Annotated in this window: 15 protein-coding genes; 4 read left to right on the top strand and 11 right to left on the bottom strand. The window is 59.3% G+C overall.

The features are described 5' to 3' along the window. Positions 1–46: 46 nt before the first annotated feature. From exeG to G5193_RS06200, 10 genes are all read right to left on the bottom strand, one after another. The gene (exeG, locus tag G5193_RS06245) at positions 47–478 is read right to left on the bottom strand and encodes a GspG family T2SS major pseudopilin variant ExeG (protein ID WP_421205431.1); all 432 of its coding nucleotides are present in this window, start codon (positions 476–478) and stop codon (positions 47–49) included. Positions 479–575: 97 nt separating this feature from the next. After that, the gene (exeF, locus tag G5193_RS06240) at positions 576–1796 is read right to left on the bottom strand and encodes a GspF family T2SS innner membrane protein variant ExeF (RefSeq protein WP_005338296.1); all 1221 of its coding nucleotides are present in this window, start codon (positions 1794–1796) and stop codon (positions 576–578) included. A 1-nt stretch (position 1797) separates the two neighbouring features. Beyond that, positions 1798–3303 (bottom strand): type II secretion system ATPase GspE, encoded by a 1506-nt coding sequence (gene gspE, locus G5193_RS06235; RefSeq protein ID WP_421203079.1) that lies wholly within the window; start codon positions 3301–3303, stop codon positions 1798–1800. Then, positions 3303–5342: a GspD family T2SS secretin variant ExeD gene (gene exeD / locus G5193_RS06230; protein WP_421205429.1), complete on the bottom strand. Its 2040-nt coding sequence runs from the start codon at positions 5340–5342 to the stop codon at positions 3303–3305. Before exeD ends, gspE begins: the two co-directional genes overlap by 1 nt. A 21-nt stretch (positions 5343–5363) precedes the next feature. Next, entirely contained in the window at positions 5364–6206 is an 843-nt protein-coding gene (gene exeC / locus G5193_RS06225; RefSeq protein WP_421205427.1) for a GspC family type II secretion system variant ExeC, read from the bottom strand. Between the two features lie 221 nt (positions 6207–6427). After that, positions 6428–7114 (bottom strand): GspB family T2SS assembly factor variant ExeB, encoded by a 687-nt coding sequence (gene exeB, locus G5193_RS06220; RefSeq protein ID WP_421205425.1) that lies wholly within the window; start codon positions 7112–7114, stop codon positions 6428–6430. Then, positions 7114–8682 carry an ExeA family protein gene (locus G5193_RS06215; RefSeq protein WP_421205423.1) on the bottom strand — a complete coding sequence of 523 codons (1569 nt, stop codon included), beginning with the start codon at positions 8680–8682 and terminating at the stop codon, positions 7114–7116. Before G5193_RS06215 ends, exeB begins: the two co-directional genes overlap by 1 nt. A 377-nt stretch (positions 8683–9059) precedes the next feature. Further along, positions 9060–10181, bottom strand: a complete 1122-nt coding sequence (locus G5193_RS06210) for a beta-ketoacyl-ACP synthase III (RefSeq protein WP_421205421.1) — start codon at positions 10179–10181, stop codon at positions 9060–9062. Positions 10182–10235: 54 nt separating this feature from the next. Beyond that, on the bottom strand, positions 10236–11399 hold the full coding sequence (locus G5193_RS06205) for a vWA domain-containing protein (protein ID WP_421205419.1): 1164 nt from the start codon (positions 11397–11399) through the stop codon (positions 10236–10238). 3 nt (positions 11400–11402) lie between these two features. Further along, positions 11403–12245: an AAA family ATPase gene (locus G5193_RS06200; protein ID WP_005359032.1), complete on the bottom strand. Its 843-nt coding sequence runs from the start codon at positions 12243–12245 to the stop codon at positions 11403–11405. Positions 12246–12404: 159 nt separating this feature from the next. Here G5193_RS06200 and cysK point away from each other — a divergent pair, with 159 nt between their 5' ends. From cysK to crr, 4 genes are all read left to right on the top strand, one after another. After that, positions 12405–13373: a cysteine synthase A gene (gene cysK, locus G5193_RS06195; RefSeq protein ID WP_005338267.1), complete on the top strand. Its 969-nt coding sequence runs from the start codon at positions 12405–12407 to the stop codon at positions 13371–13373. Between the two features lie 440 nt (positions 13374–13813). After that, a complete protein-coding gene (locus G5193_RS06190; protein ID WP_005338266.1) occupies positions 13814–14071 on the top strand; it encodes an HPr family phosphocarrier protein in 258 nt (85 codons plus the stop codon). Positions 14072–14117: 46 nt separating this feature from the next. Further along, complete coding sequence (ptsI, locus tag G5193_RS06185; RefSeq protein ID WP_421205416.1) at positions 14118–15845, top strand: phosphoenolpyruvate-protein phosphotransferase PtsI; 1728 nt, start codon at positions 14118–14120, stop codon at positions 15843–15845. 44 nt (positions 15846–15889) lie between these two features. Further along, positions 15890–16399, top strand: coding sequence for a PTS glucose transporter subunit IIA (gene crr, locus G5193_RS06180; RefSeq protein WP_216953167.1), 510 nt, complete (start codon positions 15890–15892; stop codon positions 16397–16399). A 99-nt stretch (positions 16400–16498) separates the two neighbouring features. On the opposite strand, the gene G5193_RS06175 is transcribed toward crr, so the two are convergent. Further along, positions 16499–17431, bottom strand: a complete 933-nt coding sequence (locus G5193_RS06175; protein WP_266134234.1) for a GGDEF domain-containing protein — start codon at positions 17429–17431, stop codon at positions 16499–16501. Positions 17432–17565: the final 134 nt, after the last annotated feature.

The raw sequence follows: 17565 nt of genomic DNA, 5'->3' as shown, positions 1-17565 counted from the left end.
CAGGCTGCTCCAGCAAGGCGGAGGGAATGCGCTGGCGGCACATCACTTATTGGAAATCCTTCAGGTTCCAGTTGCCGATGTCGTCATCGGTACCGGCTTCACCATCCAGACCCATGGAGAAGATGTCGATCTTGCCGTACTGGCCCGGGCTCAGCAGCTGGTACGGGTTGCCCCAGGGATCTTGCGGCAGGCGCTTGATGTAGCCGCCATCGCGGTAGCTGCGCGGCGCCGGATCGATGGAAGGCTTGGTCACCAGCGCATCCAGACCCTGTTCTGTGGTCGGGTAGCGGTTGTTGTCCAGCTTGTACATGTCGAGGGCGTTTTCCAGCGCCACGATATCGGAGACCGCTTTCTGCTGGTCAGCCTTCTCCTTGTTGCCCATCAGGTTGGGCACCACCAGACTGGCCAGAATGCCGAGGATCACGATGACCACCATGACTTCCAGCAGGGTAAAACCGGATTGACGACGTTTGTTCATGAGTTGCTCCGTAACGAATGAGATGGGATGGCCCATCAGAGAGTGATCACTGGGTGGGTTCGACGGGCCGCCAGCGGCGCCACCGAACACCGGAAACTTACATATTCACCATATTGTTGAGCTCGAGGATCGGCTGCAGGATCGACATCACGATAAACAGCACCACCCCGGCCATGGAGACCACCAGCATGGGTTCGAACACCCCGAGGGCGATATTGACCTGGGATTCAAACTCCCGATCCTGGTTGTCTGCAGCCCGCTCCAGCATGCTGTCGAGCTCGCCGCTCTGCTCGCCGGAGGCGATCATGTGCAGCATCATGGGCGGGAAAATCTTGGTCTCGGTCAGCGACTTGCGCAGACTGGTCCCCTCGCGCACCCGTTCGGCGGCCTCGAGAATGCGCATTCTGGCAAAGTCGTTGGAGAGCACTTCGCCGGAGATCTTCATCCCCTCCAGCAGCGGTACCGCACTGGCGTTGAGGATGCTTAACGTACGGGCGAAGCGGGCGGTGTTGAGACCGCGGCTGACCCGGCCAATCACCGGCAGGCCGAGCAGCACCTGATGCCAGCGTCGGCGACGCTTTTCATCGGTGAGCCACCAGCGCCAGACAAAGCTGCCAAGGAAGATCAGCAGCAGGAACCAGAGGCCGTAGGCCTGCATCAGTTCGCTGGTGCCGATGAGAAAACGGGTGGTGCCCGGCAGCTGCTGGCCCATGTGTTCAAACTGGGCCACTACCTTGGGTACCACGGCGGTGAGCAGGATCGATATAACCCCGATGGCGACACAGGTGAGCACGATGGGGTAGATCATCGCCTGCAGCAGCTTGGTGCGCATATGCTGGCGCTGCTCTGTGTAGTCAGCGAGACGGTTGAGCACCTTCTCCAGATGGCCCGATTTTTCACCGGCCGCCACCATGGAGCGAAACAGCTGGTCGAATACATGGGGAAAGGCCCCCAGCGAGTCGGCCAGCGAATAGCCTTCCACCACTTTGCTGCGCACGGTCGCCACCAGAGAGCGCAAGTGAGCTTTTTCGCACTGCTCGGCCACCGCCTTGAGCGCCTCTTCGATGGTGAGGCCGGCCCCTACCAGAGTGGCCAGCTGGCGAGTGATCAGGGCCAGCTCGGCTGTGCTGGCGCCACGACGGAACAGGGCGAAGCGGGTCGCCTCCCGTTTTGCCTTCTCGGTGGTCTCGTTCACCTCGAGGGGGGTGAGCCCCTGCTCGCGCAGCAGTTGGCGCACCTGACGGGCCGAGTCACCCTCCATCACGCCGCTCTTGCTGCGCCCCTTGTTGTCGAGGGCCTTATATTCGAATGCCGCCATCTCAATCTTCCCGGGTCACGCGCAGTACCTCTTCGAGGCTGGTCTGCCCCTTGAGCACCTTGTCGATACCGTCGCGGCGGATGCTGGGGGTGTGGCCGCGGATCAGCCGCTCGATGGCCATCTCGCCGCTGGCGCCGTGAATGGCTTCACGCACCGCCTCGTCAACCACCACCAGTTCGTGGATGCCGGTCCGGCCACGATAGCCGGTGTGGTTGCACTGTTCGCAGCCCACCGGATGCCAGATAGGCTGATCAGGTTCCAGTGTGATACCCATTGCAAGTCGCTCCTGCTCGGTGGGCGGACGCGAGGCGCGGCAATCGGGGCAGAGGGTACGCACCAGCCGCTGGGCCAGCACCGCCAAGAGCGACGAGGAAAGCAGGAAGGGCTCGATCCCCATGTCCCGCATCCGGGTGATGGCGCCGATGGCGGTGTTGGTGTGCAGGGTCGACATCACCAGGTGACCGGTCAGTGACGCCTGCACCGCAATCTGGGCGGTTTCAAGGTCACGAATTTCCCCCACCATCACTACGTCCGGATCCTGGCGCAGAATGGCGCGCAGGCCGCGGGCGAAGGTCATGTCCACCTTGGTGTTGACCTGGGTCTGGCCCACCCCTTCGAGGTCATACTCGATGGGGTCTTCCACCGTCAGGATGTTGCGATCCCGCGAGTTGATTTCTGACAGCGCCGCATAGAGGGTGGTGGATTTACCGGAACCGGTCGGGCCGGTGACCAGAATAATGCCGTGGGGCTTGCGAATAAGCTCGCTGATGATGCTGCGGTTGGCCGCGGTCATCCCCAGCTGCTTGAGCTCGAGGCGCACGTTGTTCTTGTCGAGCAGACGCAATACCACCCGCTCGCCGTAGCTGGACGGCATGGTGGAGACCCGCACGTCGACGGCGCGGCCGCCGATACGCAACGAGATACGGCCATCCTGCGGTACCCGCTTCTCGGCAATATCCATCCGCGACATCACCTTGATCCGCGAGACCAGCAGTGATGCCAGCTTGCGATGGGGGCGCAGGATCTCCCGCAGTACCCCATCGATACGAAAACGGATCACTAGTGCCCGCTCGAAGGTCTCGATATGGATATCGGAGGCCTCCTCCTTGATCGCCTCGCTCAACATGGCGTTGATGAGGCGAATGATGGGGGCGTCGTCATCGGCATCCAGCAGATCTTCGCTTTGCGGCAGCTCTTCGGCCAGGGCGAAGAAGTCCATCTCGTTGCCGAGATCTTCCATCAGCTGGCGCGCTTCGGAGGAGTCGCGCTGATAGTGGGCCATCAGCAGCTCTTCGAAGGCCTCGTTGTCGAGCTGCTCCACCGCGAAGCTGCAACCCGCTACCCGCCGAACTTCCAGCAGGGCCTGCGGGGTGACGCCGGGGCGGCACTGCAGCACGGGAGCGCCGTCCCGCTCAATCAGGATCACCCCGAAGTTGCGGGCAAAGGCGAAGGGCAGCTCCGGCAGCGGGGGCGGCAACTCGCCGCCATCAAGATGGTAGGCACTCATCAGGGACGGCTCTGCACAAAGGGGGTGGTGCTGTCAGCTGTGTTCTGCTGGCGGCGTTTTATCTGCTCCATCTGATTTTCCACTTCCTGCCGGATTTCGGGTGACATCATCACATCCTGGCCATAGACGGGCAAAACCTGACGGGCGGGCGAGGTGAGATACCCCTCCTGGGCGGCAGCATTGAGCTGTTCGGCGCGGAACAGGCTGTACTTGTTACTGGAGACGCCGGTATAAACCTCCGCATCACGCAAGATGGTGGGCCGGATAAAGACCATCAGGTTGCGCTTGTTGGTGTTGGTGCTGGTGGAGCGGAACAGGTAACCCAGTACCGGGATATCGCCGAGTAACGGCACCTTGGAAACTTCCTCCTTGGTCTGCTCATCCATCAGGCCACCCAGTACCACTGTCTCGCCACTCTTCACCAGTACGGCGTTTTTCACCGTGCGGGTATCGAAGGTGGGGCCTAGTCCCTTGGTACTGTCTGATACGACCTTGGCGACGCTGGAGACCTCCTGCTCGATGTTGAGCAGTACCGAGTCCCCTTCGTTAATCTGCGGCGTAACCGTCAGCTTGGTGCCCACCGTCTTGCGCTCTATGGTGTTGAACACCTGATCGCTGGTGGTGGAGCTTTGTGAACCGCTCTGCACCGGCACCTCCTGTCCGACATTGAAGGAGGCCTCCTTGTTGTCCATGGTGACGATACTCGGGGTTGAGAGAATATCGCTCTTGGTATTGGAGGCGAGAGCCGTCGCCAACATGGCCCAATCGCCGTGATAGAAACCGGCGGCCATCCCGTTAAAGCTCCCAAGCAAGTTGGTAGCTGTCTCGGTATTGCCATCCTGGTAATCCTTACCGGCTGCGATGGCTCCGCCAATGGGCAGTGTTGTGTTGGTAAATTGGGTGCCGCCAGCGTTGGTGTTGGCCCACTGCACGCCCAGATTGAGGCCGTCACTGTCGGCAATTTCGACGATGATCGCTTCTACCAGCACCTGGGCGCGACGGATATCGAGCTTGGCCACCACCTGCTCCAGTTCCGCCATCACATCCGGCTGGGCGGTGATGACCAGGGCATTGGTTGCCTCGTCGGCAGAGATGGCCAGCTTGCCACCGCCGATGCTGGCGCCCCCTGTGGTTGCTCCGCCCCCCTTCTTGTCAGCCTCGATGCTGGAGCTGACCCCCTTGAGCACATCGACCATATCCTTGGCCTTGCCATATTTGAGATAGAAGACCCGGGTGTTGCCCTGACTCTGCAGGTCGCGGTCGAGCTGGCGAACCATCTGGATGATGCGGGCGCGCGCTTTCGGCTCACCGCTCACCACCACAGAGTTGGTACGCTCGTCGGCCACCACCTTGGGCGACAGCAACAGGGAGGCGGTGCCCCCTTGTGGATTGCCATCCTTGTTGAGGTTGGTCACCAGCCGCACCATCTCGCCGGCCGAGGCATATCTCAGCTTGATGATGTCCACATCCTGATCGCCTGCGCGGTCGACCCGGTTCACCACTTCCACCAGACGGTTGACCACGGCGGCGCGGCCGGTGATGAGCAGCACGTTTGATGGCTCGTAGTGCACCACGTTGCCCCCACCGGCGTTGTCGTTGAGCTGGCGCAGCAGGGGAGCCAGTTCACGCACCGAGACGTTGCGTACCGGCACGACTCTGGTCACCATCTCGTCGCCCACTCCCGGGTTATTGCCATCCACCACCGGAATGGCGGAGGTTTTGGCATCCCGCGAGCGGAGCACCTTGAGCACGCCGTTATCCATCGGCACCACGGCAAAGCCGTAGACATCGAGCACACTCAGGAAGAACTGGTAGTACTGCTCCTCGTTGAGCAGGTCGTAGCTGCGCACGTTGATCTTGCCGCGCACCGAGGGCTCTATGATGATGGTCTTGTTGAGGTTTTTGCCCACCGTATTGATAAATTCTTCGATGTCGGCGTTCTTGAAGCTGGCAGAGTACTCGGTGGCCCAGGCTGAGCCCGCCATCATCAGTGCCGCTGCGATAGTGGCCAGACGCCAGCCTTTCCCTTTAGTGGTCATTATTGGTACGACTCCAAATCATTATTCTGACAAGCGCACATAGACATCGAACTGTTCGCCCTGCCGCTCGACGGTCACTGTCATTTCCGTTGCGCCAGCCAGCTGCTGCATCGCCTGCATGGCTTGCATGTTGTCACGCAGATCCAGTCCGTTGATGCTGATGGCCAGATCATTGGCCTGCAGCCCGCTCTGGTTGAAAAATTCCGGATTGTTGCCCGGGTTGAGGCGATAACCGGCCATGCGGCCATCCATCTGAACCGGTGAAATATTGAGGTAATCAGTGATCTTGCCCGGATCGGCCATCAGCTCGCTGCGCAGAGAGCCAAGGAGAGTAGTATTTGTTGTTTGCGGTAGCGGCTTGCCATACTCCTCGCCATCCAGCATCAGGGTCTCGTCGCGGCCATCCCGCTCTATGATGACTCGATCCGGATAGACCTGCCGGATCCGCGCTTGGGTGCCGTCAATCATGTCGCCAACCCCGTAGGAGTTCTGGATGCCGGACATGGCGATGATGGCGATGGATTTGGCGGGATCCGAGCTTGCCAACACCCCGTTGAGCTGGGCATTAAGCTGGGTGCGCGGCGCATTGGCGGCCACGGCGGTTTTTGCCTGCGCCTTGGGGATCGCCTTGCCAAACAGCGCCAGTCGGCTCACCTCGCCCAGTTCAAGGCGCGGGCTGCTTTGGCCGCTGACCGCCACGGTGGAGGGTTGCCACGGCTGGTTGGATTGCGGGTTTGCCAGAGTGAGCAAGCGCCAGGTGAGGGCTGCGCTCTGCTGGGCCAGCATCAGCAGCAGCACCAGAAAGAACACTCCGGTGACGCGAGTCAAAGGAAGCTGTCGGCACCGGGCCAGCAGCAGGGTCAAGATGTCATCCCTGAATCGTAGCGTCATATTAATCAACAAATTCCAGGCTCTGGGGCGGCTGCGTATTGTGTACGGCTGCGTGCTGTGACACAACGGGTCGGGGCGCACCAAACCGTAAAAATGGATATTTCATCACACAGTAAACCTTTGAATGCTCATAAAAGTGGCACTCAGGCGAGGTGCATCCTGCTTGCCAGCGATTATCAGGGGAAGGTGTGTACTCACCCTTGCCAATCCTGCAACGCCTTGAGGGTTACGCTCTGGCCTCCGATATCCAGCACAATGTACTGCTGGTCGATGGTGGCGAGCACGACCCCGGGGGCTATTTCGCTCCCTTCCCGGTATTCGCGGCCATTGAGCACCACGGCCCGCTTGGCCGGATTGGATGAGAACACATGGGAGCCATAGCTGAATGCGGGCACTTGCTGGCGAACCGAAAGCGGAGCGGCATTCAGCGACATCAACTGGGTCGGCTGCACGCTTTGGGAAACTGTACCCGATTCCTGTTGCAGCGGTGTTTCGTTGAGGGCGCGCATCAGTTGTTCGGCCAAGGTTGGTCGACTGGCTGCCGGATTGCTGGCAGCCGCTGCGACCCTGGGCTGCTGCACTACAGGTTCCGGCAGGGGCGGGGGCAGCGGACGGGTCACCATCGCCTTGGGCTCAACCCGCACGAAGGGGGAGGCAATCACCTCTTTTACCTCCACCTTCTCCTCGATGGGACGCAGGTGGATTAGATGCCAGCCATAGTTGGCACCCGCCCCCAGCAGCAGGGCAAGGGGCGCCAGCAACCAGCCGACGCGACGCGCGGGTTGCGCCTCCTCGCGGGTTATCGCCAACCCCATGGCGGGAATATGGCTCTGTTGCGAAGGCTGATGGGCACGGCGCAGGGCATTGAGCAGGGTAGACATCAGGAGGTCTCCTCCAGTCTTGGCATGGGTTCGCCGGAGAGTGCGTTGAGCCGCAGCAGGGTGTTGCTGCCAGCGATGCCGTCAGGGGTGAGTCCTTGATCCCGCTGGAACTGCTGCAGTTTGTTCTTGAGCTCGCCATCGAAACGGCGCACCTTGCGCTCGGGCTGTTGCAATGCTCGGCTCAGAGCGTTGTCGAGCCACTGGATCTGGGTCTGTCCGGCATTGCTGGCGATCAGGCTGACGCCCCCTTTCGGCATGCGCCAGAGCAGGGTATAGCTGCCACCCCAGTTGTCGCTGAGCCACTGGCGATCCACTTGCCAGCTTTGGTTGCCGATCATCAGGCTGGCCTTGCTTGGCCCCAGATTGACCAGGGTGGCGTAATAGAGACCGCCACTCTGGTCAGTGAGCGTGATCATGGCGGGATGCTGCAGGGCGCGCAGCTCCTCGAGGCTTGCCTCTCCCTCCTGGCAGCGCAGACCGGCGCGAGGGGCGTTGTCACAGGTGGCATCGAACGGTTCCGGTTCATAGCCCCAGACCCGATAGAGATTCTGCATGGCGCTCTCGGGGTCGAGGGCCTGATTGATCGCCTCGGTCAACTGATCCTGTTGTTCGGCGGTCTCGTCAACGGTGACAGGCACCTCGACCTTGACCACAGGCCGTTCGGGGAATACGCCGAAAAATTGCCAGCCCCACCAGCCTGCAGCTACCAGCAAGGCGCCAGCCAGTGTCACCATCAGACCGGAAAGCCAGCTCCCCTCATCACGGACGCCGCTCACCTCGAACGCTGCCTGGCTGATGTCGCCATGAACAATCTTGTAGCTGCCACGGGCGAAGGCGGCGAGCAGGGCGCGATCGCAGATGAGGTTGATCAGGCGCGGAATGCCGCCGGAGAGCCGATGCAGCGTCTGGATCGCTCTGGGGGTAAAAATGGGCTGCACACAACCGGCTACTTGCAGCCGGAAGCGGACGTAGGCATCCACATCGGTGGCGGAGAGGGGCAGCAGGTGGTAGCGGGCGGTGATGCGCTGGGCCAGTTGGCGCAACAGGGGCTGGCGCAGCATCTGTTGCAGTTCGGGTTGGCCGATCAGCACGATTTGCAGCAGTTTTTTCTCGTCGGTTTCCAGGTTGGTGAGCAGACGCAACTGCTCCAACACCCCGGGCAACAGATGTTGGGCCTCGTCCACCAGTACCACGCTGCGCTTGCCTGCGGTCAGGTTGGCCAGCAGGTGGTCGCGGATCAGGTCGAACAGTTGCTTGATCCCGGCCTCGGCGGGGTAGGGGAGTTGAAACTCGTCGCAGATGGCTGCCAGCAGATCCCGTTCGGTCAGGGAGGGGTTGAGGATGTAGGCGATCTCGGTATCTGCTGGCAACTGCTGCAGCAGGCAACGGGAGACGGTGGTTTTGCCGGTGCCCACTTCGCCGGTCAGCAGCACAAAGCCGCCACCATCCTGCAATCCGTAGTTGAGGTGAGCAAGGGCTTCGCCGTGGCGCTCACTCATATAGAGGTATTTGGGATTGGGCGAGATGGAGAAAGGCGGTTCCGATAGGCCGAAGAACTGTGTGTACATGAGGGGATTCTTTTGTAGCCGGCGACAGATAAGAAATGTCTCCGGATGATAGCAAACCTCGAATTCATTGGAAGCCATCATTGGCAAAGGATGACAAATTGCAGCCTTTTCCTGTCATCTTGTGATCCAGATATCGCCCCGTTGCACCATGGTACTCAAAAATTGCAACCAATCTGAAAAATAAGTTTTTCATCAATGGCTTGTCGGTATGCGTTGTCACAGTAGTCCGGTGTTTTCGGATCAATAGTCATGGTCTGGCCACTATTTATGCCCGTTTTCTCCTCTCGTAAGGGTGAACCGAGAGAGGGGCTAGCGGCGAAACAGCGCCAAACCCCAATCAGAGTACAGGGCGCGGGCCACTCTCCCCGCGCACTCTGTTACTGTCGTTGTAGCAGCAGGCTACCGATGGAGTAGCCTGCGCCAAAGGAGCACAGTACGCCGCGAGCCCCCGCAGGAAGGTCGCGATTGTACAGATGAAACGCGATGATGGAACCCGCCGAGCTGGTATTACCATAGCTATCAAGAATGACCGGCGCCTCCTGCTGGCTGGCATCGTGGCCCAGCAGCTTGCGACCGATGAACTGGTTCATGGTGAGGTTGGCCTGATGGAGCCAGAGCCGGCTCAGGCTCTCGGCGGGCCAGCCCTGCTCATCGAGCAGGTTGGCAATCTGGTCGCACACCAGTGGCAACACCTCCTTGAACACCTTGCGCCCCTGCTGGCGAAACAGCTTGTCGTCGCCGTAGCGGGTGCGCGGGCTCAGCCGGTTCAGAAAGCCGAAGTTATTGCGGATGTTGTTGGAGTACTGGGTCACCAGCTTGCTGGCTACCAGTTGCCACGGATTGGCCACCTTGCAATCTTCCGCTCGCTCCAGCAGCACCGCGGTGCAGGCGTCGCCGAAGATAAAGTGGCTATCACGATCGCGAAAATTGAGATGCCCCGAGCAGATCTCCGGATTAACCACCAGCGCCACGTTGGCGGTGCCTGCCGCCAGCATGTCGGCGGCTGTCTTGATGCCGAAGGTGGCAGACGAGCAGGCCACGTTCATGTCAAAGGCCATGCCGCTTGCTCCCAGATAGTGCTGCAGCTCGATGGCCAGCGCCGGATAGGGGCGTGGCATGTTGGAGGCAGCGACGATGACCAGATCGATCTCTCCCGGCTCGCGACCGGCGGCGATCAGCGCCTGTTCGGCGGCGGCCACCGCCATCTCCACCATGATGGAGGGCTGATCGTCGGGCCGCTCCGCCAGCAGCGGTTGCATGATGTCGGGGTTGAGCACTCCCTCTCGGCTCACCAGATAACGACTCTTGATGCCGGACGCCTTCTCGATGAACTCGCAACTGGAATGCTGCTTGGCGGGGAGCTGGCCGGCGTCGATGGCGGAGGCGTTCTCCTCGTTGTAGAGATCCACATACTGGTTGAAGGCGGCCACCAGCTCTTCATTGCTGACGGCAAAGGGTGGGGTATAGAGGCCTGAGCCACTGATCACGATAGAGGTCATCTTTGCTCCTCGCCGGGTGCGTTCCCGGCTTGTCGGTTTATAGGGTAGAGAGGGTTACAGCTGGTCGATCGCCGCAGCGAGACCCGCCAGAGTCAGCGGATGCATCCGTCCGCCAACCACGTCATTCATCAGTTTGATGGAGGGATGCCAGAGCCACTCCCGCCGCGGGGTGGGATTGATCCAAACCAGTTTGGGAAAGTGCTGCTGCAAGCGGGTGAGCCACACCTGACCCGACTCCTCGTTCCACTGCTCGACGCTGCCGCCGGGCCAGGTGATCTCGTAGGGGCCCATGGTGGCATCCCCCACCAGGATCACCCGGTAGTCGCTGCCATAGGTGCGCAGCAGCCGCAGGGTATCGAACCGCTCCTCAAAGCGGCGGGCGTTATCCTTCCAGACGAAGTCGTAGAGACAGTTGTGAAAATAGAAGTACTCCAGATGCTTGAACTCGTGGCGCAGGGCGGAGAAGAGGCGCTGCACCTCGGCCACGTGAGCATCCATGGAGCCCCCCACATCGAAAAAAACCAGCAGCTTGACCCCGTTGTGGCGCTCGGGCCGCAGCTTCACATCGAGCCAGCCCTGGCGGGCCGAACTTTTTATGGTGTCGTCGAGATCCAGCTCGTCGGGATTGCCTTTGCGCACCCAGCGTCTGAGTTTGCGCAGCGCCAGCTGAATGGCGCGCTGGCCGAGCGGCGAGTCGTCGCTGAAGTTGCGATAGTGGCGGGCCTCCCACACCTTGGTCGCCTTGCCGTGCTGCCCTTCTCCACCCATGCGGATGCCCTCGGGGTGAAAACCGCCGTGGCCAAACGGGCTGCTGCCACCGGTTCCCACCCACTTGTTGCCACCGGCGTGGCGCTCTTTCTGCTCGCGTAATCGCTGGTTAAGGGTTTCCAGCAGCTTGTCGAGTCCGCCGAGGGATGTGAGCAGCGCCTTCTCCTCTGGGCTCAACAGCCGTTCGAACTCCTTGCGCAGCCACTCCTCGGGCAGGCTCTCCGGCAGCAGGGGGATGGCTTCCAGCCCTTCGTAGTATTCGGCGAAGGCGCGATCGAAGCGATCGTAGTGGGCCTCGTCTTTTACCAGCAGGCAGCGGGAGAGTTGGTAGAACTCGTCCATATCGGCAGCGACCAGCCGGGCTGCCAGCGCGGCGTGCAAGTCCAGCAGCTCACGCAGGCTGCAGGGGAGCTTGTGGCGGCGCAGGTGGGTAAAAAAGTCGATCAGCATGGGTCAGCTGCCGCGCCGGGCCAGAAAGGCGAGCTTCTCGAAGAGATGCAAATCCTGCTCGGTCTTGAGCAGGGCGCCATATAGCGCGGGCACCAGCTTGCCGGGCTCGCGGGCGCGCATCGCCTCGGGGGCGATATCGTCGGCCAAGAGCAGGCGGATCCAGTCCAGTAGTTCCGAGGTGGAGGGCTTCTTGCGCAGCCCCTCTACTTCGCGCAGTTCGAAGAAGAGCTCCATTGCCTCGCCAAGCAGGCTCTCCTTGAGGTCGGGGTAGTGGAGTTTGACGATGGCCTGCATCTCGGCCTTGTCGGGGAAGCGGATGTAGTGGAAGAAACAGCGGCGCAGGAAGGCATCCGGCAGCTCTTTTTCGTTGTTGGAGGTGATGATGACCACCGGCCGCTGGCGCGCCTTGACTCGCTCGCCGGTCTCGTAGACGTCGAACTCCATCCGATCCAGCTCCAGCAGCAGATCGTTGGGGAATTCGATGTCGGCTTTGTCTATCTCGTCGATCAGCAGCACAGGTCGCTGCTCGGCGCTGAAGGCCTGCCACAACTTTCCTTGACGAATGTAGTGACTGATATCGGCCACTCTGGGGTCGCCGAGCTGGGAGTCCCGCAGCCGGGCCACCGCATCATATTCGTAGAGCCCCTGTTGGGCCTTGGTGGTGGACTTGATATGCCAGGCAATGAGATCGGTGCCGAGATGGTCGGCGACCGCTTCCGCCAGCACCGTCTTGCCGGTGCCCGGCTCCCCTTTGATCAGCAGCGGTTTTTCGAGGGTGATGGCGGCATTGACCGCCATCTTCAATGCATCGGAGGCGAGATACTGGCTGCTTCCTGAAAATCCCATAACGTCGGTTCCTTTGACGATTGGCGCCTGGAGTCAGGGGCCAGAGAGAATAAGCTCTATATGTTGTAATACCATATGGTTATAACGAATAGTCACTTCTCATTCAGAAACCACAGGGTAATCTTGTTTCATCGTCGTAACAAACACAGGGATAGCGCCATGAGCAAAATTTTTGAGGACAACAGCCAGACTATCGGTCACACCCCGCTGGTTCGTCTCAACCGTGTTACCAAAGGTCGCGTGCTGGCCAAGATCGAGAGCCGCAACCCCAGCTTCAGCGTCAAGTGCCGGATCGGTGCCAACCTGATCTGGGATGCCGAGAAGCGCGGCATCCTGACCAAGGGTAAGGAGATCATCGAGCCCACCAGCGGCAACACGGGTATTGCTCTGGCCTTTGTCGCGGCAGCTCGCGGCTATCCTATCACCCTGACCATGCCGGCTACCATGAGCCTGGAGCGCCGCAAGTTGCTCAAGGCGCTCGGTGCCAATCTGGTGCTGACCGAAGGGCCGCTTGGCATGAAGGGGGCCATTGCCAAGGCCAACGAGATCCTCGAATCCGAGCCGGGCAAGTATGTGTTGCTGCAACAGTTTGAAAACCCGGCCAACCCGGAGATCCACGAAAAGACTACCGGCCCCGAGATTTGGGATGCCACTGACGGCGAGGTAGATGTGTTCGTGGCCGGGGTCGGTACCGGCGGCACCATTACCGGTGTCTCCCGCTATCTGAAGCAGACGAAAGGCAAGGCGGTGGTCTCTGTTGCGGTCGAACCGGCGGAGTCGCCGGTCATCAGCCAGAAGCTGGCCGGGGAAGAGATCAAACCGGGCCCCCACAAGATCCAGGGGATCGGCGCCGGCTTTATCCCGGGCAACCTGGACCTCTCCCTCATCGACCGGGTGGAGAAGGTGACCAGCGATGAAGCCATCGAGATGGCCCGTCGTCTGATGGAGGAGGAGGGGATCCTGGCCGGTATCAGCTCCGGTGCTGCGGTGGTGGCAGCCAGCCGTCTTGCCGAGCTGCCGGAATTTGCGGGCAAAACCATTGTGGTCATCCTGCCGAGTGCGGCGGAGCGTTACCTCTCCAGCGCCCTGTTTGCCGGGGTGTTCAGCGAGCAGGAACTGCAGCAGTAACTGATCGGAATCTTTCAAAACAGCGGCGCTCCCAAGAGCGCCGCTTCTTTATGGGCTAGACTCAACCCCTGATAGTGTCACTTGATCCTTATTTTTTGGGGTAAAATAACAAGCTTGGGAGTGAGAAAAAAAGCAGACATTCCGCTCTAAATCTCATATCCTGTGCGGCGTCACGCGGTGTTTGCTGGCTGGGTATCACAAAGTAACAAAGTGTTATTTTTCGTTATAAAATAATTTCAGGCCAGTCCTGATGCGGCTTGTAGCCCAATAACTGAAAATTGCCAACCAGCGCGCCGATTACTGCACAGAAACTTGACCTGGATTAAACCATTGCGGGTCTGCTTTCGTTACTTTACAACATATCCATACTGACACGGTGGGTCAGGTTGCTTCAAAAACGACCAATCCACCAAAAAATATCAATAATATGGGGTGAAACCATGTACGAGAAGTCTGTTGTTATTACTGCTGAAAACGGCCTGCACACCCGTCCGGCAGCTCAGTTCGTGAAAGAAGCCAAAGAATTCCAAAGCGAGATCACTGTGGTCTCCGGTGGCAAGTCCGCCAGCGCCAAGAGCCTGTTCAAGCTGCAGACCCTGGGCCTGACCAAGGGTACCAACGTAACTATCCAGGCTGATGGCCCGGATGCTCAGCAAGCTGTTGAGAAGCTGGTTGCCCTGATGGACGAGCTGGAGTAATCCAGCTTTAGATTCCTCCCCCACAGTCGTTTTAATAGGAAGGATTATGATATCTGGCATTCTTGCGTCCCCCGGTATCGCATTCGGTAAGGCGCTTCTTCTTAAAGAAGATGAAATCGTTATCAATCAGGGCAAAATCTCTGCTGACCAGATTGATGCCGAGATCAACCGTTTCCTCGAAGCTCGTACCAAGTCAGCTACCCAGCTGGAAGCCATCAAAGAGATGGCCGGTCGCACCTTCGGTGAGGAAAAAGAGGCCATCTTCGAAGGCCACATCATGCTGCTCGAAGATGAGGAGCTGGAAGGGGATATCAAATCCTTCATCAAAGAGAACAAGGCTTCCGCTGACAAAGCCATCTATGAGGTGATCGAACAGTACGCCAAGATGATGGCCGAGCTGGATGACCCTTATCTGCGCGAACGCGCTACCGACTTCCGTGACATCGGTACCCGTCTGGTCAAGAACGTACTGGGCATCGCCGTTGTCAACCTGAGCACCATCGACGAAGAGGTGATCCTGGTCGCCAAAGACCTGACCCCGTCTGAAACCGCTCAAATCAACCTGAAATATGTGCTGGGTTTCGTCACCGACATCGGTGGCCGTACCTCTCACACCTCCATCATGGCCCGCTCCCTGGAGCTGCCGGCCGTGGTAGGCACCAACGACATCACCGAGCGCGTCAAGAACGGTGACATGCTGGTGCTGGATGCGATCAACAACCAGATCATCATCAATCCGACCGCTGAACAGCTGACCGAAGCCAAGAAGTTCCAGGCTCAGTTCCAGGCCGAGAAAGATGAGCTGGCCAAGCTGAAAGATCTGCCAGCCATCACGCTGGATGGTCACCAGGTCGAAGTGTGCGCCAACATCGGTACCGTCAAGGATACCGAAGGTGCCATACGCAATGGCGCCGAAGGCGTGGGCCTGTACCGTACCGAGTTCCTGTTCATGGATCGTGACGCGCTGCCGACCGAAGAAGAGCAGTTCAAAGCCTACAAAGAAGTGGCCGAAGCGATGCCGGATCAGCCGATCATCGTGCGCACCATGGACATTGGCGGCGACAAAGAGCTGCCGTACATGAATTTCCCGAAAGAGATGAACCCCTTCCTGGGCTGGCGTGCCGTGCGTATTTTCTTCGACCGCGAAGACATCATGCACGCTCAGCTGCGGGCAATTCTGCGTGCGTCTGCCTTCGGCAAACTGCGCATCATGTTCCCGATGATCATCTCTGTCGAAGAGTTCCGTAGCCTGAAAGTTACCGTAGAGACGCTGAAAGCCGAATTGCGTGCCGAAGGCAAAGCCTTTGATGAATCCATCGAAGTGGGTATCATGATCGAGACCCCGGCCGCTGCCGTGATGGCTCATCATCTGGCCAAGGAAGTGGATTTCTTCAGTATCGGTACCAACGACCTGACCCAGTACACCCTGGCTGTCGATCGTGGTAACGAGATGATCTCCGCTATGTACAACCCGCTGTCACCCTCCGTCCTGACCCTGATCAAGATGGTTATCGATGCGTCCCACGCCGAAGGCAAGTGGACCGGTATGTGTGGTGAACTGGCTGGTGACGAGCGCGCCACTCTGCTGCTGCTGGGTATGGGTCTGGATGAGTTCTCCATGAGCGCCATCTCTGTACCGCGTATCAAGAAGCTTATCCGCAACACCAGCTTCGAAGATGTGAAGGCAATGGCTGACCAGGCATTGAGCTTTGCCACCGCTGCTGAAATCGAAGCGTGCGTAGATAACTTTATCAAGCAGAAGGCAGTCTGCTAAGATCGGCTGCAAACAGCGACAAATCATCTTTAGGAGCTTTTACTATGGGTCTGTTCGACAAACTGAAGAAACTGGTGTCCGACGATAGCGCTGATACCGGCGGCATCGAAATCTTTGCTCCGCTGTCTGGCGAAATCGTGCCGATCGAAGATGTGCCTGACGTTGTCTTCGCCGAGAAGATCGTGGGTGACGGCATCGCTATCAAGCCGGCTGGCAACAAGATGGTTGCTCCGTGCGACGGCACCATCGGCAAAATCTTCGAGACCAACCATGCGTTCTCTCTGGAGTCCGACTCTGGTATCGAGCTGTTCGTTCACTTCGGTATCGACACAGTTGAACTGAAAGGCGAAGGCTTCAAGCGTATCGCTCAGGAAGGCCAGCAGGTCAAGCGCGGTGACACCATCATCGAATTCGATCTGGCCGTTCTGGAAGCAAAAGCCAAATCTACCCTGACTCCGGTGGTCATCTCCAACATGGACGAGATCAAAGAGCTGGTGAAGATGACTGGTGCCGTGACTGTGGGCGAGACTCCGGTTATCCGCATCAAGAAGTAATGGTCGGCTGGCCTATGCCAGTTGCCGCAGTAAAAAACCGAAGCCTGGTGCTTCGGTTTTTTTATGGTTGCGTGCGAGCTTCCCTTTCTGGCTATCAGGCTATTGTGCCGACATGACCACCCGGTTACGTCCCTGCTCCTTCGCCTGATAAAGGGCTCGGTCTGCCATCATCAGCAGATAGTCGATGCTCTCCTGACCCTTCATGCCGGCACACCCCAGACTGATGGTTAGCGCGATCTGTTCTCCTTGCCATGGCAAGCGGGTGGTACTGACATGCTGGCGCAGTTGCTCGGCACGTTGTGCCGCCTGCTCAATGCTGCAGTCTGGCAGGATCAACAGAAACTCCTCTCCACCCCAACGGGCCAGGCTTTCCCCGGGCAACAACTGGCCCGCCATGGCATGGGCGACGGCGCAGAGTGCGGCATCGCCCGCAGGATGGCCGTAGCGGTCGTTGACCTGCTTGAAATGGTCGATATCTCCCAACACCACCGAGAGGGGCTGGCCCTGCAACCAGAGAGCCTGCAGCTGTTGCTGGGCGCCACGCCGGTTGGTCAGTTCGGTGAGGGGATCGGTGCAGGAGAGGCGGCTCACCTCTTCTACCATGCATTGCAGGTCGTGGATATCGCGAAAGGTGACGATATGGCTATCCGGGATGGCATCTGCCCCCAGCTGGGCGGTGACGATAAACCAGCGAGAGTGGCCACTCTTGCATCGGATCAGCGCCGGCATCTCGGCGACCTCCAGTCCATGGTGCAGGCTCTGCTCTATCTGGTTATGCCAAGCCTGAATTACCGAGTTGCGATAGCTCTCATCGGGATAGGCGAGGTGAAACCAGCTCTCCATGTCCGGCAGATCCTGCAGCTCATAGCCCAGCTGTTCGCGAAAGGCCCTGTTGAGGAAGAGATGGCGACGCAGGGGGATCCGGTCGGGTGACATATGACCCTGGCTGGCTGTCGACTCGGACACCAGGATTGGGAGCGGGATCACATCAAAGGAGCGAAACAGAATGTGCTCTAGTTGTTGGTCATCCATGGGCGAAAACGCGGCTCCCTGCTCTCCCGTTCGTCAGCCTACATTAGGTGAGAGACCGCAGCGGGTAAACTCATTTATCACTCTCCGGCGGTTGCCTGAGTGGACGGTCGTGGCAACGGGAACATAAAAAAGCC

This window comes from Aeromonas sp. 601027 (genome assembly GCF_049174455.1).
Classification (GTDB): Bacteria; Pseudomonadota; Gammaproteobacteria; order Enterobacterales; family Aeromonadaceae; genus Aeromonas; species Aeromonas veronii_A.
The sequence above is the reverse complement of the archived record's forward strand: the minus strand, read 5'-3'. Positions and strand labels throughout refer to the sequence as shown.